General features: G+C 61.3%; 23 protein-coding genes. 12 read left to right on the top strand and 11 right to left on the bottom strand.

Annotated elements, in window-relative coordinates:
• Positions 1 to 42 precede the first annotated feature (42 nt).
• From RDL77_RS08485 to RDL77_RS08495, 3 genes are read left to right on the top strand one after another with little or no spacing between them, the layout of a single operon-like run.
• Positions 43 to 753, top strand: a complete 711-nt coding sequence (locus tag RDL77_RS08485; protein WP_223612900.1) for an ABC transporter permease — start codon at positions 43 to 45, stop codon at positions 751 to 753.
• Positions 750 to 1,586, top strand: coding sequence for an ABC transporter permease (locus tag RDL77_RS08490; RefSeq protein ID WP_288192517.1), 837 nt, complete (start codon positions 750 to 752; stop codon positions 1,584 to 1,586). Before RDL77_RS08485 ends, RDL77_RS08490 begins: the two co-directional genes overlap by 4 nt.
• A 25-nt stretch (positions 1,587 to 1,611) precedes the next feature.
• Positions 1,612 to 2,232, top strand: coding sequence for a glutathione S-transferase family protein (locus tag RDL77_RS08495; RefSeq protein ID WP_288192518.1), 621 nt, complete (start codon positions 1,612 to 1,614; stop codon positions 2,230 to 2,232).
• A 5-nt stretch (positions 2,233 to 2,237) separates the two neighbouring features.
• On the opposite strand, the gene RDL77_RS08500 is transcribed toward RDL77_RS08495, so the two are convergent.
• Positions 2,238 to 4,694 carry a penicillin acylase family protein gene (locus RDL77_RS08500; RefSeq protein ID WP_288192519.1) on the bottom strand — a complete coding sequence of 819 codons (2,457 nt, stop codon included), beginning with the start codon at positions 4,692 to 4,694 and terminating at the stop codon, positions 2,238 to 2,240.
• A 61-nt stretch (positions 4,695 to 4,755) separates the two neighbouring features.
• On the opposite strand from RDL77_RS08500, the gene RDL77_RS08505 reads away from it, so the two are divergent.
• Positions 4,756 to 5,625: an NAD(P)-dependent oxidoreductase gene (locus tag RDL77_RS08505; RefSeq protein ID WP_288192520.1), complete on the top strand. Its 870-nt coding sequence runs from the start codon at positions 4,756 to 4,758 to the stop codon at positions 5,623 to 5,625.
• A gap of 50 nt (positions 5,626 to 5,675) precedes the next feature.
• Here RDL77_RS08505 and gap read toward each other — a convergent pair whose 3' ends face one another.
• Positions 5,676 to 6,683 (bottom strand): type I glyceraldehyde-3-phosphate dehydrogenase, encoded by a 1,008-nt coding sequence (gap, locus tag RDL77_RS08510; protein ID WP_288192521.1) that lies wholly within the window; start codon positions 6,681 to 6,683, stop codon positions 5,676 to 5,678.
• Positions 6,684 to 6,815: 132 nt separating this feature from the next.
• Between gap and RDL77_RS08515 the strand changes: the two genes are divergently transcribed.
• Positions 6,816 to 7,445, top strand: coding sequence for a TetR/AcrR family transcriptional regulator (locus tag RDL77_RS08515; RefSeq protein WP_288192522.1), 630 nt, complete (start codon positions 6,816 to 6,818; stop codon positions 7,443 to 7,445).
• Positions 7,446 to 7,476: 31 nt separating this feature from the next.
• Here RDL77_RS08515 and RDL77_RS08520 read toward each other — a convergent pair whose 3' ends face one another.
• The 4 genes from RDL77_RS08520 to RDL77_RS08535 all read right to left on the bottom strand — a co-directional run bounded on the left by RDL77_RS08520 (position 7,477) and on the right by RDL77_RS08535 (position 9,956).
• The gene (locus RDL77_RS08520; protein ID WP_105732368.1) at positions 7,477 to 7,956 is read right to left on the bottom strand and encodes an Lrp/AsnC family transcriptional regulator; all 480 of its coding nucleotides are present in this window, start codon (positions 7,954 to 7,956) and stop codon (positions 7,477 to 7,479) included.
• A gap of 110 nt (positions 7,957 to 8,066) precedes the next feature.
• Positions 8,067 to 8,687 (bottom strand): uracil-DNA glycosylase family protein, encoded by a 621-nt coding sequence (locus RDL77_RS08525; protein WP_223612893.1) that lies wholly within the window; start codon positions 8,685 to 8,687, stop codon positions 8,067 to 8,069.
• A gap of 10 nt (positions 8,688 to 8,697) precedes the next feature.
• Positions 8,698 to 9,309, bottom strand: coding sequence for a glutathione S-transferase family protein (locus RDL77_RS08530; protein ID WP_288192523.1), 612 nt, complete (start codon positions 9,307 to 9,309; stop codon positions 8,698 to 8,700).
• Complete coding sequence (locus RDL77_RS08535) at positions 9,306 to 9,956, bottom strand: thermonuclease family protein (RefSeq protein WP_288192524.1); 651 nt, start codon at positions 9,954 to 9,956, stop codon at positions 9,306 to 9,308. The genes RDL77_RS08530 and RDL77_RS08535 overlap by 4 nt, the downstream gene beginning before the upstream one ends.
• Positions 9,957 to 10,090: 134 nt before the next feature.
• On the opposite strand from RDL77_RS08535, the gene RDL77_RS08540 reads away from it, so the two are divergent.
• Both RDL77_RS08540 and RDL77_RS08545 read left to right on the top strand, forming a co-directional pair.
• Complete coding sequence (locus tag RDL77_RS08540) at positions 10,091 to 11,614, top strand: HAMP domain-containing sensor histidine kinase (RefSeq protein ID WP_288192525.1); 1,524 nt, start codon at positions 10,091 to 10,093, stop codon at positions 11,612 to 11,614.
• 90 nt (positions 11,615 to 11,704) lie between these two features.
• Complete coding sequence (locus tag RDL77_RS08545; RefSeq protein WP_288192526.1) at positions 11,705 to 12,151, top strand: DoxX family protein; 447 nt, start codon at positions 11,705 to 11,707, stop codon at positions 12,149 to 12,151.
• Between the two features lie 55 nt (positions 12,152 to 12,206).
• On the opposite strand, the gene RDL77_RS08550 is transcribed toward RDL77_RS08545, so the two are convergent.
• Positions 12,207 to 12,560: a hypothetical protein gene (locus tag RDL77_RS08550; RefSeq protein ID WP_288192527.1), complete on the bottom strand. Its 354-nt coding sequence runs from the start codon at positions 12,558 to 12,560 to the stop codon at positions 12,207 to 12,209.
• A gap of 96 nt (positions 12,561 to 12,656) precedes the next feature.
• On the opposite strand from RDL77_RS08550, the gene RDL77_RS08555 reads away from it, so the two are divergent.
• Positions 12,657 to 13,094, top strand: a complete 438-nt coding sequence (locus RDL77_RS08555) for a MarR family winged helix-turn-helix transcriptional regulator (protein ID WP_288192528.1) — start codon at positions 12,657 to 12,659, stop codon at positions 13,092 to 13,094.
• Positions 13,095 to 13,121: 27 nt separating this feature from the next.
• Here the strand turns inward: RDL77_RS08555 and cobT are convergent, their stop codons facing one another.
• Positions 13,122 to 14,141 (bottom strand): nicotinate-nucleotide--dimethylbenzimidazole phosphoribosyltransferase, encoded by a 1,020-nt coding sequence (gene cobT / locus RDL77_RS08560; protein ID WP_288192557.1) that lies wholly within the window; start codon positions 14,139 to 14,141, stop codon positions 13,122 to 13,124.
• 133 nt (positions 14,142 to 14,274) lie between these two features.
• Between cobT and RDL77_RS08565 the strand changes: the two genes are divergently transcribed.
• From RDL77_RS08565 to RDL77_RS08575, 3 genes are read left to right on the top strand one after another with little or no spacing between them, the layout of a single operon-like run.
• Entirely contained in the window at positions 14,275 to 15,048 is a 774-nt protein-coding gene (locus RDL77_RS08565) for an adenosylcobinamide-GDP ribazoletransferase (RefSeq protein ID WP_223612886.1), read from the top strand.
• 18 nt (positions 15,049 to 15,066) lie between these two features.
• Entirely contained in the window at positions 15,067 to 15,300 is a 234-nt protein-coding gene (locus RDL77_RS08570) for a DUF1289 domain-containing protein (protein WP_223612885.1), read from the top strand.
• Positions 15,300 to 16,004 carry a TIGR02281 family clan AA aspartic protease gene (locus RDL77_RS08575; protein ID WP_223612884.1) on the top strand — a complete coding sequence of 235 codons (705 nt, stop codon included), beginning with the start codon at positions 15,300 to 15,302 and terminating at the stop codon, positions 16,002 to 16,004. Before RDL77_RS08570 ends, RDL77_RS08575 begins: the two co-directional genes overlap by 1 nt.
• A 5-nt stretch (positions 16,005 to 16,009) precedes the next feature.
• Here the strand turns inward: RDL77_RS08575 and dusA are convergent, their stop codons facing one another.
• Complete coding sequence (gene dusA, locus RDL77_RS08580; protein WP_288192529.1) at positions 16,010 to 17,020, bottom strand: tRNA dihydrouridine(20/20a) synthase DusA; 1,011 nt, start codon at positions 17,018 to 17,020, stop codon at positions 16,010 to 16,012.
• 309 nt (positions 17,021 to 17,329) lie between these two features.
• Here dusA and RDL77_RS08585 point away from each other — a divergent pair, with 309 nt between their 5' ends.
• Positions 17,330 to 18,397, top strand: a complete 1,068-nt coding sequence (locus RDL77_RS08585; RefSeq protein WP_223612882.1) for a porin — start codon at positions 17,330 to 17,332, stop codon at positions 18,395 to 18,397.
• A gap of 66 nt (positions 18,398 to 18,463) precedes the next feature.
• Here the strand turns inward: RDL77_RS08585 and phnN are convergent, their stop codons facing one another.
• On the bottom strand, positions 18,464 to 19,090 hold the full coding sequence (phnN, locus tag RDL77_RS08590; protein ID WP_308526389.1) for a phosphonate metabolism protein/1,5-bisphosphokinase (PRPP-forming) PhnN: 627 nt from the start codon (positions 19,088 to 19,090) through the stop codon (positions 18,464 to 18,466).
• A complete protein-coding gene (locus RDL77_RS08595; RefSeq protein ID WP_288192530.1) occupies positions 19,090 to 20,229 on the bottom strand; it encodes an alpha-D-ribose 1-methylphosphonate 5-triphosphate diphosphatase in 1,140 nt (379 codons plus the stop codon). The genes phnN and RDL77_RS08595 overlap by 1 nt, the downstream gene beginning before the upstream one ends.

Below are 20,229 nucleotides of genomic sequence, written 5' to 3' on the forward strand. Positions count from 1 at the left end.
TCGGGCACTGGGGAATGGCCTGCAAAAGAATGAAAGAAGCCTATGGGCTCAATTGCGTTATTGGGATTTGGTGAAGGCGGCTGGGGCCTGAGCATAGCAAGCGGCATTCTTGTGACTGTCACTCTTGCGCTTGCGACATTGCCCATCGGACTGCTCATCGGATTTTTCGTCGCTCTCGGCAAACAGGCCGAAGAACCGTCCATCCGGCTTGCTGCCAATATGTACACCACGATCTTTCGTGGCTTGCCCGAGCTGCTCACCCTGTTTCTCGTCTATTTCGGCGCACAGATCGGCATCCAGAAGCTCGGCGTGCTGCTGGGTTTTTCCGGAACCATCGAAATCAACTCGTTTCTGGCCGGCATGTTCGCCATGGGCGCCGTGTTTTCGTCCTACGCCAGCGAGGTCTTTCTCTCCGCATTCCGTGCCATCCCGCGCGGCCAGTATGAGGGCGGCTATGCCATCGGGCTCTCCTACGGCCAGACAATGTGGAAAGTGGTCCTGCCGCAACTGATCCGCGTCGCCCTGCCCGGCCTTTCCAATCTGTGGATGATCCTGCTCAAGGATACGGCGCTGGTGTCCGCGATCGGACTGGCGGATATCCTGCGCCAGACCGGCGTTGCGGCGCGCGTGACCAAACATGCCTTCCTGTTCTACGGTACGGCCTGCCTGATCTATCTGGTGCTCGCCATTCTCTCGTCCTTCGTGATCCATGCCATTGAACGGCGCACGACAGCCAGCGGAGTGCGGCGATGACCGAAAGCGTCCTCAATGCCCGCACAGCCGCGATAAGCCGTCCGCCCGCACCGGCGAAACGCTGGACCAGGACGCGGATTATCGGCCATGTGCTCGTCGCGTTCTGGGCCGCCCTGATCATCGGGCTCCTGCTCGACCTCTATGCCGCCTGGGATATCGTTCTCATCCAGACCTATGGCCCAAAGTACTGGCAGGGCCTGGTCACCACCCTGACGCTGGTATTCAGCTCCATTATTTTCGGGGCCATCCTGTCGGTCCCCGTGGCCTATGGCCGAATGACCAAGAACAAGATCGGCGCGGCGATCGCCTATGGCTACGTCTATTTCTTCCGCGGCACGCCGCTGATCGCCCAGGTCTTCCTGATGTATTACGGCGTCAGCGAATTCAAGACGCAGCTCGAATATGTCGGGCTGTGGTGGTTCTTCCGTGAAGCCTGGTATTGCGGCTTCCTGGCCTTCGCGCTCAATACGGCGGCCTATCAGGCGGAAATATTGCGGGGCGCCATCCAGAGCGTGTCGCTCGGGCAATGGGAAGGCGCGGCGTCCCTCGGCATCTCCAAATTCGTCACATTCCGCAAGGTCATCCTGCCGCAGGCGCTGATCGTTGCCCTGCGCCCCTACGGCAACGAGGTCATCCTGATGATCAAGGGGTCGGCCATCGTCGCCCTGATTACCGTTTACGATCTCATGGGCTACACCAAACTCGCCTATTCACGGACTTTCGATTTCCAGGCCTATCTCTGGGCCGCTATCATCTATCTGCTGCTGGTGGAAATACTGCGTCACATCTGGGACTGGATAGAACGCCGCATCACCCGGCATCTGATACGCTGATTCAACTGACCGAAAGAAACAAACGATGCTGAAAATCTGGGGCCGCGGCAACTCGACCAATGTCAAGAAGGCGCTTTGGGCCGCCGAAGAACTGTCCATTCCCTATGAAAATATTCCCGCCGGCGGTGCCTATGGCATCGTTGCCAGCCCGGAATATCGCGCCATCAACCCCAACAGCCGCGTGCCCGCCATTGAAGACGACAGCTTCGCACTCTGGGAGAGCAACACGATCGTGCGCTATCTCGCGGCGAAATACGGCAAGTCGACCTTGCATATCGAAGATGCCGCGGCGCGTGCCAGCGCGGAAAAATGGATGGACTGGGCAACGTCAAGCATCGCCATCCCCTTCCGCGACGTGTTCTGGAACACGGTGCGCCTCGCGCCGGATCAGCAGGATCACGCCGCCAAGGACAAGGGTCTGGCGGAATGCAGCGCGATGTTTGCCATTGCCGATGCGGCGCTGGCCTCCCAGCCCTATCTCTCCGGCGCAGACTTCGGTGTCGGCGACATCCCGCTCGGCTGCTTTGCCTATGCGTGGTTCGAGATGCCGATCAAGCGCCCCGATCACCCGCATCTGTTCGCATGGTACGAACGCCTCAAGAGCCGCCCGGCCTACCGGAAGGCCGTGATGACGCCGCTCACCTGACAGACTTACTGCGGCTTCAACCGCCAGATCCCCAGCAGGCCGTCCTGGTAGACCTTCTCGTCGGTGGAGATGGTGATCGCCTGGGTATTGGCCCATTTCTGCGCGAAATCGCGATAATTGGCTGAAAACGCATTGCCGGATTGGCCGCTTGTCTGGATATAGGTCGACCGGTTGAGATCGGCCAGATCAAACAGGCCGCGATAGCTGCTGCCGTGCGTGGCACGGTACGGATTGCTTTCATCCGTGAGCTGCGATTTTGCCCGGTCGAGCGTGAAAGCCCCGCCGGAGGCCGGCACATCCACATTGAAGATGCGGTCGAGCGGGCTGACCTGCGCGAACGGCCGGTGCGCCCCATAGGCATAATGCAGCGCGCCCCAGTTCCATTTCGAGCGGTCCGCACCGAGGCGGCCATCGAGATCTTTCAGGGCATCGGCCAGCGCCAGGGAAAGCACGTCGCCGCAGCTTTCCTTCTCAGGCGTCCGCCCGTCGTCACACCAGTCCCGCGCCGGATTGGGTCCGAGCCAGCGCAGCATCGCCGATACCCGGACCTGCCAGTAGGTTGGGAAGGCCTCGCCGAGATCATCCTCGACAATGCGTTTGGTGGCCGCGCGCAGCCAGGCATTGAACAGCAAGGGCTCGATGCGGTTGCGGTCTTCCACATAATCCCATTGGCTCAACTGCTTGAACGCGGCCTGATCGATGTCTTTTCGTCCTTCGATCAGCTTGAGCATCACCGGTCCCAGCACCGCATAGGCGTTGGAATAGGCATCGCCCTGCGCCTTGCGGTTGCTCTCCATCGATTGCCGGTCCGCGCCATAGATCAGCGCCTTGATCCGGTCGAACCGCCATGTCTCGTCCCAGTCGAATGTCAGGAAATGCGGATAGGCCGCATCCACCATCTTGGTATTGGCCGTGCCGATGACATTTTCCGGAGGGTTATAGCTGCGGGGCAGTTCCTCGTAGGGAATGGTGCCTTTCCAGTCATAGGTCGCATCCCAGCCCGGCGACGGCGCACGCCCCATGATGCGGTTGGCGGGATCGCGGACCGGCACCCTGCCCGGTGCGATCAGCCCGATATTGCCGTCGACATCGGCAATCACCATCGATTGCATCGGCGTCACGAAATCGCGCATCCCGTTCTGGAAATCCGTCACGCTGGCAAAATCCCAAAGTTTCAGCCCGGCGGATATGGTCTTGTCATCATCCGCAAGCGCCGTCCATGCCAGCGCTGCAACCGTGTTGCCAGGCAGATAATGATCGAGACCACGATAGTCCGCCGGCAGGACCGGCCCATGCCGCGTGACCAGCCGGTCGAAGGTCACGTCACTGCCGCCCTTGACCTTGATGGTGACAGGCTGCCTACGGAACGGCGCAAAGCCCTCTGGCGTCTGATATTCATTCCGATTGGCCGGATTGATCCGTTCGACAAAAATATCCTGAACGTCGGCGCCAGTATTGGTGAAACCCCACGCAATGCGGTCATTGCGCCCCAGCAGCACCAGGGGCGCTCCCGGCAGCGTCACCCCGACGAGGTTCTTGCTGCTGCCATCGGCGTTCTTCACCTCCAGATGCGCCAGATACCAGACGGCAGGCGCCGTCAGCCCAAGATGCGGATCGTTTTCCAGGATGGGCTTGCCGGTTTCGGTTTTCGCCCCGCCCACCACCCAATTGTTCGATGCGCCGGTCGACATGACGGCATTGAGCGCGGCAAACCGCTGTTCGGCTTGCAAAGCGCCGATCTTGATCGGTCCGCTTGGCAAGCCCAAAAGCTGCTTCAGATCCGGCAGCGGTGGCGGTGCGTCATCGGCCACGGGCGGCAGGAGATCGGTGATTTCCGCATCCGTCATTCCCAGCCGGGCAAATTTGAGACGCAACACTTCCTGATCGATATTGGCTGCCAAGGTCACGGACATCATCTTCAGCGTCACGATCACATCGGCCGCCGTCCATTCATCCGGCTTGTAGCCGAGGACGACAAATTCAGGCGAATATTTCGATGCGAAGGAGCGTCCCCTGCTGTTGATGAAGGCGTTGATGCCGCGCACATAGGCATCGATGCGTTTGCGATCGGCCGGATCGAGCGAAGCGGCCGACGCGACGGCGGATTCATAGACGCCGAGCGACCGCAGAAACCGGTCCGTGGAAACCGTCTTGTCGCCGAACATTTCGGACAGGCGCCCCTGCCCGGCCATGCGGGTGACCTCCATCTGCCACAGGCGTTCCTGCGCGTGGACAAAGCCGAGAGCGGTCAGGACATCCTCGACATTGCTGCCGACGATATGCGGCACCGCGTTCTTGTCCCGCGTCACCGTGACGGGCGCCGCAAGGTCCGTCAGCACCATCTCGCCGGTGGCCGGGGCCACCGAGCGGGCCAGCCAGACGTAACCGGCGCCTCCAGCGATCAGAGCGAGCGGAATGAGGGAAAAAACAATCCACAATAGGCCTTTGATGATCCGCCGCATTGTCCTAACCTCTCCCGCAATCCTTCGAACACATAGCCTATCTGACAGAGGAAATTACGGAATGGCAACAGTCACATTTATCGGTCTTGGTGTAATGGGTTACCCGATGGCGGGTCACCTGAAGACTCGTGGGGGCCATGACGTCACCGTCTTCAACCGCAATGGCGAAAAGGCGAAAAAGTGGGCTGAGCAGTTTCACGGCAAGCATGCACCGACCCCCGGCGAAGCCGCTGCGGATAAGGATTTTGTCTTCTGCTGCGTCGGAAATGATGACGATCTGCGGGCTGTCACCATCGGCGAGAACGGCGCCTTCCACACGATGAAGAAGGGCGCGATTTTCGTCGATCACACCACCGCGTCGGCGGAAGTGGCGCGTGAACTCGATGTGGAGGCGCGCAAGCGCGGCTTGCATTTTCTCGATGCGCCGGTTTCCGGCGGCCAGGCCGGTGCCGAAAACGGCGTGCTGACCGTCATGGTCGGCGGCGAATCGGAAGCTTTCGACAGGGCAAAGCCGGTCATCGTATCCTTTGCCAAAATGGTCGGCCTCATGGGCCCCGCCGGTGCGGGCCAACTCACCAAGATGATCAACCAGATCTGCATTGCCGGTCTCGTGCAGGGGCTGGCCGAAGGCATTCACTTCGGCAAGAAGGCTGGCCTTGATATCGAAAAGGTCATCGAGGTCATTTCCAAGGGCGCCGCAGGATCGTGGCAGATGGAAAACCGCCACAAGACCATGAACGCCGGAAAATACGATTTCGGCTTTGCCGTCGACTGGATGCGCAAGGATCTGGGTATCTGCCTCGACGAGGCCGACCGCAACGGCGCACAGCTGCCCGTCACGGCATTGGTCGACCAGTTCTACAAGCAGGTGCAGAACATGGGCGGTAACCGCTGGGATACGTCATCCCTGCTGGCACGTCTGGAGAAATAGCCGGGCCGGGACATCGGCCTGAGACGATCGGGCCGATGTCCCAGCAACGCCTACCGGGCGCGCGAAATGTGCGCCGCCAGGTCAAGGCAACGGCAGGCATAACCCCATTCGTTGTCGTACCAGGCAACAAGCTTGGTCAACCCGCCTTCAATCTGCATGCCGGCGAGCGCGTCGAAGATCGATGAATTCGGATTGCCGCGCATGTCGGTCGAGACGACGGGTTCGTCGCAATAGGCGAGGATGCCGGCCATCGCGTTCGCCGCCTGCGTGCGGATCATCGCACAGATGTCCTTGTAGGACACGTTTTCCCTGAGACGGCATGTGAGATCGATCATCGATACATCAGAGACCGGCACGCGCACCGCCATGCCGTTGATCCGCCCATTCAATTCGGGCACCACCTTGCCGACCATGCGCGCCGCGCCGGTCGTCGCCGGGATGATGTTCTCGAGGATACCGCGCCCGAAACGCCAGTCCTTGCGTGCCACACCGTCGACCGTGTTCTGGCTCGACGTCGTGGCGTGAACCGTAAGCATCAGCGCTTCTTCGAGGCCGAAAGCGTCGTTCACGGCTTTGGCGAGCGGCGCGACACAATTGGTCGTGCACGAGGCGTTCGAGACAATGCTCTGACCGGCATAGCCGGTCGCGTTGACGCCCATGACGAAGACCGGCGTGTCGTCCTCCGGCGGCGCCGAGAGCAGGACCTTACCGGCACCGGCAGAAAGGTGTCCTTCCGCGGCAGCCTGCGTCAGGAAGCGGCCGGTCGCCTCGATACCCACATCGACACCCGCCTCGCCCCAACCGATTGCGCCGGGGTCCCGTTCGCTGAAGGCCCTGACCCTGCCGCCATTGATATCGAGCGCGCTGTCTGCGGCACTTATGCTGCCCCGGAAACCGCCATGCACGCTGTCATATTTGAGGAGATAAGCGAGATGATCGGTTGGCAGCAGGTCGTTGATCGCCACGATCTCGACGTCGTTGCGCGCCATCGCGGCCCGCAGAACCGTCCGGCCAATGCGGCCGAACCCGTTGATGCCGATACGGATTTTGTCAGTCATCGATTGTCCTTTTTGTCCAGGCGGAGAAATGGCGCGCCTCTTCTTCGAGAGGGATTGCTTTCCGTGCCGCTGAATTTTAGACTACTTCGCATAAAAATTTTTGCAACGAATTTATTGCGATACGGTACAAAAATGAAAGAACAATCCGCCCGCGGGCGCCCGCGCCAATACGATGCCAAGGCTGCGCTCGGTGCCGCACTCCTCGAATTCCGGCGTCGCGGCTACACCGCCACATCGCTCGACCACCTGTCGGAGGCGACGAAAATGGCGCGGCCGAGCCTTTATGCCGCCTTCGGCAACAAGCGCGCGATCTACCTGCGGGCCGTCGAGCATTATGTCGAGGACAGTGCCGAGCACTGGAAGCGTGCCCTCTTCGGCGAACCCTCGCTGGCAAAGGCGCTCAATGACTATTTTTTGATGATTGTTGCCATCTATTCGGAAGGGGACGACCGCCCGCTCGGCTGCCCCGTGCTCAGCGTCATCACCGGTGAGGCGACAGCCGACCCATTGATCGGCGCCGAACTGTTTGCCGCTCTCGGACGCACGGACGCGCGCTTCCGCGACCGGATCGCGGCGGCGCGCGATGACGCCCAACTGCCGCCCGAGACCGACATCGATGCGGTCGCCGACATGCTTGCCGCCCTGCAGCACAGCCTTGCGCAGCGCGCCCGCGCCGGTACGGCCCGGGCGGACCTTGAACGCATCGCGCGCAATAGTATTGCATTGATTCTCAAGGCCGCGGGCGCGACCACCGCGCCGTAGGCACCATGGCGGGTCTATGCGCCTGGGGCGATCAGGCCGATTCCTTTTCGATGCTCATGTAATCGAGCGGCAGTTCCGTCGTGTACTTGATCTGCTCCATGGCGAAGGCCGAGGACACGTCGCGAATGTCGATCTTGGCGATCAGGCGCTTGTACACGGCATCATAGGCGGCAATATCAGGCACGACGACCCGCAGGAGATAATCGACATCGCCGCTCATGCGGTAGAACTCGACCACTTCGGGAAACTCCTGCACCACTTCGGAAAAACGCTTCAGCCATTCATTGTTGTGCGCCCCGGTGCGGATCGACACGAACACCGTGACACGCGTATTGACGCGGACGGGATCGAGGATGGCAACGCGGCGCTGGATCACGCCATCCTCTTCCAGTTTCTGGATACGGCGCCAGCACGGCGTCGTCGACAACCCTACCTTCTTGGCGACATCAGCCACCGCAAGCGTTGCATCCTCCTGCAGGAGGCGAAGAATTTTTCGGTCGAGTCTGTCCATGATCTCTTGTCCCTTTGGAATGGGATACTTTATGGTCCGTAATTCCCCCACCGTACAAGAAAAATATTCTAAACTTTATAATTCTGAAAAAAATTTCATCCGTAAACCGGTCAAATTAGAATCCTGACCTTCTGCCGGAGCACAGGGAGAACGTTCTGCTCGAACCATGGATTCCGGCGCAGCCAGCCGCTGTTGCGCCAGGACGGGTGCGGCAGGGGCAGAATCGAGGGTCCGGACGCCGCATCGAAATAATCCTGCCAGTGAAAGACCGTATCGGTCATGCTCGCACGGCGGCGCTTTCCCAGATGGTAGGCCTGCGCATACTGGCCGATTGTCAGGATAAGCTCGACCTGCGGCATGGCGGCAAAAACCTGATCGTGCCAGATGTGACGGCACTCCTTGCGCGGCGGCAGATCGCCGCCATGCGCATCATAGCCGGGGAAACAGAACCCCATCGGCACGATGGCAAATTTGTCCGGATCGTAAAATGCAGTGCGATCGACCCCGAGCCAGTCGCGCAACCGGTCGCCAGACGGGTCGTTGAACGGCAGGCCGCTGTTGTGAACGCGGATGCCCGGCGCCTGCCCGCAGATGACGATGCGCGCGGTCTGCGACAGCACGCAGACCGGATTGGGCTCATGCGGCAAAGGCGGCAGATAGTGCGGCGCATCCCGGCACAGGCGGCATGCCTTGATCTGCGCGGCCAGGACGTCAAGCGCCGGGGCTGGCATGGTCAGCGCCTCATGCCTTGGCACTCGGCCGGCTAGAAACGGCATCGTACCAGCGCTTCACATGCGTGACATGGCCCGGCATCTCGATCCGGGCAGGCTTGAAGAAATCGATGGCCACGAGCCCGGTAATATCGGCGATGGAATAGTCGTCGCCCGCGATGAAGGCGTTGGTTGCAAGCTGCGTGTCGAGAATATCCAGGAATGCCACGGCCTTTGGCTTGTTTGCCTCGCCCCATGCGGGAATTTGCGGCACCTCCCATTCGATCATCGCCGGGTGGATATGACGGAAGGCGGCGGCAACGCTGGCAAACAGGTGCAGTTCCACACGCCGCTGCCACATTTCCACCAGCGCCTTGCCAACCGCACCCCGACCGAACAGGGCGGGTTCGGGGTAGATTTCCTCGAAATAGCGGGAGATCGCCACGGACTCGGTGATAACAGTTCCGTCATTGAGTTCAAGCACGGGCAGGCGCTGCATGGGATTGAGCGCGGTCACTTCGGCCGAGCGATGCCCCATCGCCCCCATGTCGACAGGCACGAGCGGCACCTCGACACCCTTCTCCGCCAAAAATATGCGCACGCGCCGCGGGTTCGGCGCCCGTCCTCCATCATATAGTTTCACCAGATCTCTCCCAGTTTCTGACGCACCCAGTCATAGACGCCATTGACGATATCGGCCAGCCGGTTCCGCGCCTCCGGCGCTGTTTCAGCGTCCTGCTGGTGCAGCTTCCGCCAATCCTGCGGCCTGTCGAAAGAACTTTTCCACAGCCCCTTTCGTTCCGTCCGCGCCTGCATTTCCGCGTCGCGGTAGTCGCCATAGGCAACGGCCTGTCCGGTCTCGACCATGGCGCGGTTGAGATCGGCATCGCCTGCAAAACAGGTGCCGAGATCGCGCCTGTACTTGTCCCGCCCGCTCGTTTCACAGCGGACCGGCCGGCCACCGATCAGCCTGACCAGCGCCTGCCGCGCCTCCTGCCCGCAGGCATAGTCGCCCTGCCCTTTGCCGCAACGCTGGGCGAGTTCCGGCGCATCGATCCCCTTGAGGCGGACATGCTGCCCCGTCACGACCACCGTATCGCCATCGATGACATAGGCCTTGCCCGTTATCTCCCGCACCTCGCGCGGCACCGACAACCGCGCCGCCAGCAGCGCAACCAGAGCGAAGAACACCAGCATCAGCAGATAGTCGGCCAGTTTCCTGGCGAGCGGACGCGGCGCCGCCGCAGGACGCTGCCAGCGCCGGCGATAACGGCCAAACCGCCCGTTCATTGCGACGTACCATCCATGCCGGTTGATTCTCCTCGCCGATTGGGCAGATTTGAAAGTCTTTTAATCATTTATGAATAGGCTTGCGATGCAATGCTGCCGGAGTGCAGACAAAACGGCGATCTGGAACGGGGCGCATGGCATTACTCGACGCAATCAGTGCAGACAAAAACATTGTTGACCGGCGAAAACTGCCGCGCAACAAGGATTTGTCCGTTGTGGTTCGCCGCGCCCGCGACCGTCTGATGGAACATGCCGGCATCAGGCACTTCGAACGCGAACTGCTGTTCATGCACACCCGCGCGCTGATCGTCAACGCGGCAATGCTGCCGCTGTTCATCGCCCTGATCGCCGTGGCCGGCGTCCTCGCCGGATTTGGCCGGGACATGGTCGTCTGGGCCGGCATCACGATCGGCCTCTATATGGTGCTCGGCCTTCTCGCCCGCCGCCTGGAAAAAATCGGCATCACGAACGAACAGGTCAAGAACTGGCAGATCATCTATCTCGGCGGTCATTTTCTCACCAGCATGGGATGGGCGTATTTTTCCTTTCTGAGCTGCGCCACCTGCGGCATCAGCCTGTTCCCGGTCATTCAGGCGGTTGTCCTGATCTTGGCCATGGCGATTACCGCGATCATCTGTTCGGCCCTGCGCGCGGCCATCCTCGCGGCATTCACCGTGCCGGTCATCACCTACACGATCCTCGCCACCAGCCACCTGCAGAGCCCGATACAGGCGACGATGGTCATCATGCTGTTTGCGGGGCTGGCCTTCTTCTATCTCGTGGCGACACGGCTTAACCGCTCGGTATCCGTCTCCCTTGCCCTGCAGGCGGAGAAGGATGCCCTGATCGCCGAGCTGGAAACGGCCAACGCCATGTCCGACGAAGGCCGCCGCCGCGCCGAGGAAGCCAATCTGGCCAAATCCCGTTTTCTCGCCTCCATGAGCCACGAACTGCGCACGCCGCTCAACGCCATCCTCGGCTTTTCCGAAGTCATGGCCAAGGAAGTGCTCGGGCCGATACAGAACACCACCTATCGCGAATATGCCGGGGATATCCATGCCTCCGGCGTCCACCTGCTCAACCTCATCAACGAAATCCTCGATCTGAGCCGGATCGAAGCCGGGCGTTACTCCATCAACGAGGAGCCGCTGCTGCTAACCGACATCGCCGAAGAATGCATCCACATGATGGATCTGAAGGCCCGCAACAAGGGGATACGGCTGCTGCCCCAGTTCGAAACCGGCATGTGGCCGATGCAGGCCGACGAGCGCTCCATACGGCAGATCATCCTCAACCTTTTGGCCAATGCGGTGAAATTCACCCCGCAGAACGGCCGCATCGACATCAAGGTCGGCTGGACGGCGGGCGGCGGGCAGTATGTCTCGGTGCGCGACAATGGCCCGGGCATCCCGCCGGAGGAAATCCCGGTGGTCCTGTCCGCCTTCGGCCAGGGCTCCATCGCCATCAAGAACGCCGAACAGGGCACGGGCCTTGGCCTGCCCATCGTGCAGGCCCTCGTGCACATGCATGACGGCGAGTTCCACCTCTTCTCCAAATTGCGCGAAGGCACGGAAGCGCTTGCGGTTTTCCCGCGTGCGCGGGTCCTGCAAAATATGGATTCCGCCACGAAATCCGCCGCCGCCAAAAAAGTTGCCTAGAATACTCAGGTTCAATTAATTGTCATTTGCGCGTTATGCGGCACCCCGCCATTGCTGGCCCATTGCAACAGGTTCATATGGGGAAGCTTCATGAACGCAAATGGAAACAACCGTCCTCTGATCATTCCGGCTCTTGGCGGCATCTACACCGGCCTCGCACAATTTTCGGAAACGCTTCTGCGCGTCATTGCCGGCGGTGCACTTGTCGTGCACGGCGCAGGCAAGATCGCCAACCCGTTCGGTGCCGTCGAAATGGTCGAGGGTCTGGGCTTTTATCCCGGCGTGTTCTGGTCGCCGCTGCTGGCGGCAACGGAGTTTTTCGGCGGCATCCTGCTGGCGCTCGGCTTCCTGACGCGCCCGGCAGCCTTTGCCACCACCATCGTGCTGGCCGTGACGATCTATTTCCACTGGATCGCGCAGGGTCAGGGCTGGGCGGGTTCGGAAAAATCCATCCTGTGGGCGGCGATCCTGTTCTTCTTTGTCATCCGCGGCGCCAGCAATCATTCGGTCGACGCAAAAATCGGCAAGGAATTCTAGCCAGTATTGCACCGCCGGCATGCGCCCCGCGTGCCGGCGGTATCACTCCATCCGCTCAGGCAGCAAATCGGGCGATCACCATGCAGACGGCGGTGACCGCCAGCAGACCGGCTGCGATGCGGTGGGATATCTCCGGTTTTTTCCGCAACGCACCCTGCACCCCCGCTGCGGCGATGGCGGCGACTATGCCGATCCCGAGAACCGTCTCGGAGCCCGACAGCCAGCTGCCGTGGTAAAGCCCCATCAGCGTGGCACCGCTCAGAAAGGCCACCGTCGCCGCCCCCATTTGCGGCCGGAAGAACTGCTGGCTTCCCGCACCGCCCGTACGGGCAAGCGTAAACGTCGATCCCGCCCAAAAGATTGATGACAAGACGTGAATGGCGAGCAAAATCATCAGAAAGACTGGCATGATGAACCTCCCTGTTGGCGTATTGACGCGAATTGGTATCTTGATTGATACGATCGGATAATACATAGATATCTAACTGTTCGATGTCAAAGGAATATGATGGAACCCGTACACCCACCCATCGGATTGCTGCTCGCGCGCACGGCCAAAACTGTCAGCCGTGCCTTCGATGATGCTCTGGCTGCCGAAGGCGGCTCCGTATCGGTCTGGCTTATCCTGCTGGCGCTGACGCGCGGCGGCCACCGGATGCAATCGGAACTGGCCGATGAGGTCGGCATCCAGGGCCCGACCCTGACGCATCACTTGAATGGCATGGAGGATGCAGGTCTTTTGCTGCGCAAAAGGGAACCGGACAACCGGCGTATCCACCGGATCGAGCTGACCGATGACGGGCGCGCAATGTTTCATCGCCTGCGGCGTGTCGCCATGGCCTACGACGCGCGACTGCGCTCCGGGTTTACGGAAGCGGAGCTGGACATGGTGCGGGATTTGCTGGAGCGGCTGGCCGGCAACGCCAATCCAGCCCCCGGATGATTGGCCGGGGGCTGCGGCGCAAAAGTCTCAGTCCCGGTTGCTGACGCCTGCCTGGTCGAATGTTGCCATGCCGCTGTGGCAGAGCGCCGCCGCCTTGACGATACCGGCGGCGAGCGCCGCACCGGTGCCCTCGCCCAGCCGCATGCCAAGGTCGAGCAATGGCTTCTTGCCCAGCTTTTCCAGAACCTTGCGGTGGCCGGGTTCCGCCGAGACATGGCCGAACAGGCAATGATCGATGGCTTCCGGGTTGGCCGCATGCAGGATCGCGGCGGCCGAGGTGGCGACATAGCCGTCGATGATGACGGGGATTTTTTCGACGCGTGTCGCCAGAATGGCACCGACCATCGCCGCGATCTCGCGCCCGCCCAGACGGCGCAGCACCTCCAACGGATCCTTCAGGTGCGAGCCGTGCAGTGCCACGGCGGTACGCACGGCATCCGCCTTGCGCTTCATGCCGTCACTGGTCGCACCCGTGCCGGGTCCGACCCATTCCTCCGCCGTTCCGCCGTAGAGGGCGTGGAAAATCGCCGCCGCAATGGTGGTATTGCCGATACCCATCTCGCCGATGCACAGAAGGTCCGTGCCACCCGCGATGGATTCCATGCCGAAAGCCATGGTGGCGGCGCAGGTCTTTTCGTCCATCGCCGCTTCTTCGGTGATATCGGCGGTGGGATATTCCAGCGCCAGATCGAAGATTTTCAGGCCGAGATCATTGGCGATGCAGATCTGGTTGATCGCCGCGCCGCCCGCCGCGAAATTTTCCACCATCTGCGCCGTCACCGATGACGGATAGGGCGAAACACCCTTGGCGGTGACGCCGTGATTGCCGGCGAAAACCGCGACCAGCGGCCGCGTCACCTGCGGACGCGAACGGCCTGTCCAGGCGGCCAGCCACTCGACGATCTCTTCCATGCGGCCGAGCGCGCCCGGCGGCTTGGTCAGTGTCGAATCGCGCTTGCGCACGGCGGCGACCGCGGCCTCGTCCGGTCCGGGCAGGGTTTCGATGAGAGTGCGAAAATCGTCAAATGGCAGGCCAGTGGTCATGATGTTCCTTGAACCAAGTCTTCATGGCAAATTATCGATGCACGTCCTATAAGCTTTGGCAGACAAAACGCAAAGGCCATCGGGCGGCATTGAATGTCGCGCCCCGGCCGCCGGCTTTGCTGAACGGGAACAGGTCATGGAACTGCTGAAGGAAACGATGCGCGCGCTGGCCTTTCTGTCGCGCTGGCCGGTATCGCCGCAATGGTTCGAGGATTATCAGGGCTCGCTGCACGACACGGTGCGCGGCTTTCCGCTCGCGGGCATCCTGATCGCCGTGCCTGCCGCGGTGGTCATCCTTGTCGGACACACCCTCGACCTGCCGGAATTCGTGACCGCGCTGCTGCTGGTCACCACCTCGATCATTGTCACCGGCGCCCTGCACGAGGACGGCCTTGCCGACGCTGCCGACGGCTTCTACGGCGGGAAAACCAGCGCGCGGCGGCTTGAGATCATGAAGGATTCGGCCATCGGCTCCTACGGAACGCTGGCGCTGATCCTCTCCGTGCTGCTGCGCGTTGCCTTCTACATGGATATTCTCAGCGATCTCAGCCCCATTGCCTCCATCGCCGTTCTCGTGGCGACGGAGGCGGCAAGCCGGGCCATCCTGGTCAAATTCTGGCAGATGCTCCCCTCCGCCCGCTCCGGCGGCGTTGCCGACAGCGCGGGCACGCCGACGGAAGACGCCGCCAATTTCAGCCTGATCATCGGCGCGGTCATCCTCGTGATCGGCTATGGCGCAGCCGGGGGACCTTTTGCCGTGATCGTACCCGCCTGTCTGGCTGGATTGGTGTTTTATGGCTTTGCAGCCCTCTGCCGCGACAAAATCGGCGGGCAGACCGGCGATACATTGGGCGCCATGCAGCAACTGGCAACGATTTCGCTTTTGCTCGGGCTTGTGATTGCGGTCTAACTGTACCAAATCTGGGATATGAGCACCATCGAGTCACCCTGCATCCTCGTCTGCGCCATCGATATGAAGACCGGCTATTGTTTCGGCTGCGGGCGCACGCGCGAGGAAATCGGCGCATGGTTGACGATGACGCCGGATAATCGCCGGACGATCATGGCCGGCCTTGCCGCCCGTCTCGACAGCATCGAACGCCGCCCGCGCCGCGAAACCCGGCGCACCCGCATGGCCCGTGAGAAGGAACAGGAGATCTGATGCCCCGCCTGTTCTGGATCATCGTCGCCCTCATCGCCGGAACAACCCTCCTCCTCATCGCCAACAATGGCAGCGGCACGACGCTGGGTCTGGCCAATGACCAGTTCGCACGCCTTGCCTATATGAGCATCTGGGGCATCGTGATCGCGGCAGGCCTGCTCGGCTCCGGCATCCCGCTCAGCCACTTCCTGCGCAACATGGCGATGTGGCTGGTTATTCTGATGGCTCTGGTTGCCGGTTACCAGTATCGCTATGAACTGCAGGACATCGGTCACCGCGTCACGGCGGGGCTCGTTCCCGGCAGCCCGATTTCCGCACGGGATGGCGATGGCGGCGTGACAGTGACGCTGGCCAAGGCAGAAAACGGTCATTTCGAGGTCAAGGGCTCGGTCAACAATGCCTCGATCGGCTTCATGGTCGATACCGGCGCATCGTCCATCGTGCTCTCCTATGACGACGCGCGGCGGGCGGGCCTCAATCCGGACAAGCTGGCCTACAGGACGCCGATCATGACGGCGAACGGCGCAGCCACTGCCGCGATCGTGATGCTGGACGAAATCAGAATCGGTGCCATCCTCCGGCGCAATATCCGTGCCATGGTCGCGCAGGAGGGCCGCATGGACGGCAGCCTGCTCGGCATGAATTTCCTCAACACCCTCAGCGGTTTTTCCGTGCGTGGCGATCGCCTGATCCTGTCGGATTAGACGGTTCAGGCGGCCTGGTCGGCCAATCCCGCTTGCACGGCTTCATAGGCACGGCGGATGACGCTGCTGTCCGCATCCGGCCTGTTGGCTTCCGTCGACAGAATCTGGCGCCAGCGCCGCGCACCGGCTGCGCCATGGAACATGCCGACCATGTGGCGGGCTATGTGCGAGACGCGCCCGCCCTGCCGCATGTGCTCATCCGCATAGGCGCACATATGGTCGATGATCGCATCAACCGATGCGGCCGGACGGGCATCGCCATAGATCGCCCTGTCCACATCGGCGAGCAACATGGGATTGTTGTAGGCGGCGCGGCCGAGCATGACACCATCCACATGATTCAAATGCTGAAGCGCTTCATCAAGCGTCTGAATACCGCCATTGATCCCGATGAATTGACTCGGGTTTTGCCGCTTGAGCCGGTAGACGCGGTCATAATCCAGCGGCGGAATATCCCGGTTCTCCTTCGGTGAGAGCCCCTTGAGCCAGGCTTTGCGCGCATGCACCCACAGGGCATCGGCCCCCGCCGCGAACACGCCGCCAGCGAGATCGTCGAGCGCCGGTTCGATATCCTGATCATCGACGCCGATCCGGCATTTGACCGTGACGGGGATCGACACCGACCGCTTCATCGCAGCGACGCAGTCGGCCACCAGACCGGGCGTTTTCATCAGGCAGGCACCGAACGTGCCGGACTGCACGCGGTCCGACGGGCAGCCGACATTCAGGTTGATCTCGCGGTAACCGAAGGTTTCCCCCACACGCGCCGCTTCGGCGAGCTTGGCCGGATCGGAGCCGCCGAGCTGCAAGGCAACGGGGTGCTCAGCACTGGAAAAACCCAGAAGCCGTTCGCGATTGCCGTGGATGGCCGCGTCCGCCACGATCATTTCCGTGTAGAGCAAGGCATGGCGCGTGAACTGGCGGTGCAGCGTCCGGCAATGGCGATCGGTCCAATCGATCATCGGCGCAACCGCAAAGCGGTTGTGCGTGTAGCCATTGTTCTGTTCAGCCGTCATTGCCAAGTCCGGATGCTTTCGATTGGTGTTGGCGCGTTTGCACAATTCGTGATCGGCAATGTGACGGTGAAGAGGCCGGATTCTCCCGGCCTTCGCCACAGATTGCGCCGCTCCTCATAATGCGCGGCGGCCGTTTTGTCCACCGGAGCATGGCTTTCGCGCCGCAATGCCCCGGCCTGACATGATACATTCAGTAGCGTGATAAAACCGCAACAAAGTCTATCGAACCGCCGGTTCGGCATTTTTCAGTTTTACACCGTCATAAAAACCGGCCTAAAACAGATTCATCGATTTGCATGGAGGCTCCCGATGAACATCAAAGCTATTCTTCTTGGCTCGGCGGCGGCGTTGGTTGCCGTTACTGGCGCCCGCGCAGCGGATGCTATCGTGGTGGCGCAGCCGGAACCGGTTGAGTATGTTCGCGTCTGCGATGCTTATGGCAAGGGCTTCTTCTATATCCCCGGTACTGAAACCTGCCTGAAGATCGGCGGGTATGTGCGCTACGATGTCGGCGCGGGTGACAATGTCTACAGCGGCGGCGAGTTCGGCACCTGGAACAAGCATCTGCGCACGGAAATCCGCTTCGATGCCCGCTCGGAAACCGAGCTCGGCACGTTGCGTTCCTACATCCAGACCCGTTTCGAATACACCAATGGCGTGAACAGCGGCGGCACCATTCCCCAGGCCTTCATTGAGCTCGGCGGCTTCCGCATCGGTGTTGCCGACGAAATCTTCGGCTCATGGACCAATTACGCCGGTAACATCATCAATGACGATGTGATCAACTACAACAGCTGGGCAAGCAATCAGGTCAGCTATACCTATGCCGCGGGCAATGGCTTGTCGGTGATCGTCGCCGCCGAACAGGGTTCGACCAATGACGGTTATTCCGGCTATGTCATCGACAGCTACCTGCCCCATCTGATGGGCGGCGTGAAGTTCGAGCAGGGTTGGGGCGGCGTCAGTGCAATCGGCGGTTATGACTCCAACGTCGAAGAATTCGCCGGCAAGTTGCGCTTCGACCTGAAGTTCACCGATACGTTCTCGGCCTTCGTCATGGGCGGCTATCAGTCCGGCTACGACAGCACCCGCGTCAACCGCAACTTCCTCGCGCCATGGCACGGCGACTGGGCGGCCTGGGGCGGACTGGCCGCCAAGGTTTCCGACAAGGCAACCATCAACGGTCTCGTCGGCTATGAATCGGAAGGCACCGTTGCTGCGGCTTTGAACGTTGCTTACGAGCTCGTCCCCGGCTTCACCATCACGCCGGAAGTGAACTACACCAAATTTGACGGCGACCGTAAGGACACCTCGCTTGCCAATGGCGGCAACGATGATGCTTTCGGCGGCACGATCCGCTTCCAGCGCAATTTCTAGGAAGACCGAAGAGTAAACAAAACCGGGGGCTTGCCCCCGGTTTTTGCATATCCGGATAAGTCCAGTTCATATCTGCTCGGAAACGGCGGCAAATGCCGACGATTTCCTGAGAATAGCGACAAAAGCACGGCCTGCGACGGCAACCTCGCCCGAATTGTCGATCATCACGGCATCGGAGGGATCGCACGGGTTTGGCGCAGCCCGCATCAGGCGGCGCTTGATTTCCTCGGCATCCTCGCGGCCGCGCGCGGCCAGACGCTGCGCCAGGACCTCGGGCGACGCTGTAATGTGCACGACAATGAAATTGGCATAGGACTGGCGCAACGCCGGCAGGACACCGCGCGACACATTGGCAATGGCCACCGCGCCCTGTTCCACCTGCTGGTCCACCGAGACGGGCAAGCCGTAGCGCAGGCCGTGGGCTTCCCAGCAATGGCAGAATGCCCCTGCCCGCTGCGCGGCCAGAAACTCCTCCTCACCCAGGCTGTCATGGTCTTCCGCATCGACCGTTGACGGCCGCGTCACCACGCGGCGCACGAAATGGAAATCCGGCTGGCCGCGCAATGCATCGCGGGCAAAATCCATGATCGTGTCCTTGCCCGCCCCGCTCGGGCCGACAACGGCGACAAACACGCCATTGCGCAACGGCGCCGATGCCGGATTGAGTGCGCGTTCGATCGTTGCCGCTGCCATCAGACCACCCGGCGGCCTTCGCGCCACACCGTGCGGACGATCGGAATGTGCTCGTCAACCCGGACCCGCACCAGATCGGCGCGCTTGCCGACTTCGATAACACCGCGGTCGTCGAAACCGACCGCCGCGGCCGGATTTTTTGTCACCAGCCGTACGGCATCCGGCAGGGTGATCCCCTCGACCACGTCGCTCAGGAAGAATGTCGACTGGATCAGGCTGAACGGAATGTAGTCGGAGGACAGGATGTCGAGGTGGCCATGTTCGACCAGCTCACGCGCCGAAACATTGCCGGAATGCGAACCGCCGCGAACGACGTTCGGCGCGCCCATCAGCACGGCAAGGCCCGCCTGCTTCGAGGCAGCCGCCGCTTCCAGTGTCGTCGGGAATTCCGCCACGTGGATGCCCTGCTCCACCGCTTCATCCACATGGGCTGTCGTCGCGTCGTCATGGCTGGCAAGCACGATGCCGCGCTCGCGGCACAGATCCGAAATGGCTTTCCGGTGTGGTGCGGAATGGCGCGCCGATTCCTCCATGCGCTGTTCGCAGAACAGGTTGAACTCGAGGTCGGACAGCTTCAGCTTGCGCTGGTAGTAATAGGCATAGGTTTCCAGGTCGACGAACTGACGCTGGCCCGGCGCATGATCCATCAGCGAGGCCAGCCGCACGCGGCTGTCATTGTCGAAATAATGGAACCCGTCGAGGCAGTCGGCGACCGACACTTCGCAGCGCAGATGGAAATAGTGATCGGCACGCAGGCGATCCTGCTGCACGCTGTCTTCGATGGCGTCGGCCAGCTTGCGGATTTCCCCGGCGGACATGTCCGCATCGCGGTCAAGGCCGATGCGCAGCGCATCGAGAACCGTGGTGATACCGGATGAGGCAATCTGCGCATCATGCGCAAGCACGGCTGCAATCGGGTTCCAGCGCACACGCGGACGCGGCGCATAGTGGCCTTCCAGATGGTCCGTGTGCAGTTCGACAAGCCCCGGAATGAGATAGTCGCCGCCAAAATCCTCGCCGCCCGATGCTGTCCCGGTGGAAATATCGGCAATCTTGCCGTCACGGATCAGGACAGATCCCTTGATGACGTCATCTTCGAGAACGATTTGCGCGTTGTTCAGGATCAATTCGGCGGACAT

This window comes from uncultured Phyllobacterium sp., assembly GCF_902479695.1.
Classification (GTDB): Bacteria; Pseudomonadota; Alphaproteobacteria; order Rhizobiales; family Rhizobiaceae; genus Phyllobacterium; species Phyllobacterium calauticae.

What these genes read in the sequence shown, in the direction of transcription:
- RDL77_RS08575 (WP_223612884.1), top strand. Translation starts at nt 15,300, where the DNA reads ATGCCCCGCCTGTTCTGGATCATCGTCGCCCTCATCGCCGGAACAACC.
- RDL77_RS08500 (WP_288192519.1), bottom strand. Translation starts at nt 4,694, where the DNA reads ATGCGGCGGATCATCAAAGGCCTATTGTGGATTGTTTTTTCCCTCATT.
- RDL77_RS08515 (WP_288192522.1), top strand. Translation starts at nt 6,816, where the DNA reads ATGAAAGAACAATCCGCCCGCGGGCGCCCGCGCCAATACGATGCCAAG.
- RDL77_RS08520 (WP_105732368.1), bottom strand. Translation starts at nt 7,956, where the DNA reads ATGGACAGACTCGACCGAAAAATTCTTCGCCTCCTGCAGGAGGATGCA.
- RDL77_RS08490 (WP_288192517.1), top strand. Translation starts at nt 750, where the DNA reads ATGACCGAAAGCGTCCTCAATGCCCGCACAGCCGCGATAAGCCGTCCG.
- RDL77_RS08595 (WP_288192530.1), bottom strand. Translation starts at nt 20,229, where the DNA reads ATGTCCGCCGAATTGATCCTGAACAACGCGCAAATCGTTCTCGAAGAT.
- RDL77_RS08550 (WP_288192527.1), bottom strand. Translation starts at nt 12,560, where the DNA reads ATGCCAGTCTTTCTGATGATTTTGCTCGCCATTCACGTCTTGTCATCA.
- dusA (WP_288192529.1), bottom strand. Translation starts at nt 17,020, where the DNA reads ATGACGGCTGAACAGAACAATGGCTACACGCACAACCGCTTTGCGGTT.
- RDL77_RS08525 (WP_223612893.1), bottom strand. Translation starts at nt 8,687, where the DNA reads ATGCCAGCCCCGGCGCTTGACGTCCTGGCCGCGCAGATCAAGGCATGC.
- RDL77_RS08565 (WP_223612886.1), top strand. Translation starts at nt 14,275, where the DNA reads ATGGAACTGCTGAAGGAAACGATGCGCGCGCTGGCCTTTCTGTCGCGC.
- RDL77_RS08535 (WP_288192524.1), bottom strand. Translation starts at nt 9,956, where the DNA reads ATGAACGGGCGGTTTGGCCGTTATCGCCGGCGCTGGCAGCGTCCTGCG.
- RDL77_RS08495 (WP_288192518.1), top strand. Translation starts at nt 1,612, where the DNA reads ATGCTGAAAATCTGGGGCCGCGGCAACTCGACCAATGTCAAGAAGGCG.
- RDL77_RS08585 (WP_223612882.1), top strand. Translation starts at nt 17,330, where the DNA reads ATGAACATCAAAGCTATTCTTCTTGGCTCGGCGGCGGCGTTGGTTGCC.
- RDL77_RS08555 (WP_288192528.1), top strand. Translation starts at nt 12,657, where the DNA reads ATGATGGAACCCGTACACCCACCCATCGGATTGCTGCTCGCGCGCACG.
- RDL77_RS08485 (WP_223612900.1), top strand. Translation starts at nt 43, where the DNA reads ATGGGCTCAATTGCGTTATTGGGATTTGGTGAAGGCGGCTGGGGCCTG.
- phnN (WP_308526389.1), bottom strand. Translation starts at nt 19,090, where the DNA reads ATGGCAGCGGCAACGATCGAACGCGCACTCAATCCGGCATCGGCGCCG.
- RDL77_RS08545 (WP_288192526.1), top strand. Translation starts at nt 11,705, where the DNA reads ATGAACGCAAATGGAAACAACCGTCCTCTGATCATTCCGGCTCTTGGC.
- gap (WP_288192521.1), bottom strand. Translation starts at nt 6,683, where the DNA reads ATGACTGACAAAATCCGTATCGGCATCAACGGGTTCGGCCGCATTGGC.
- RDL77_RS08540 (WP_288192525.1), top strand. Translation starts at nt 10,091, where the DNA reads ATGGCATTACTCGACGCAATCAGTGCAGACAAAAACATTGTTGACCGG.
- RDL77_RS08570 (WP_223612885.1), top strand. Translation starts at nt 15,067, where the DNA reads ATGAGCACCATCGAGTCACCCTGCATCCTCGTCTGCGCCATCGATATG.
- RDL77_RS08505 (WP_288192520.1), top strand. Translation starts at nt 4,756, where the DNA reads ATGGCAACAGTCACATTTATCGGTCTTGGTGTAATGGGTTACCCGATG.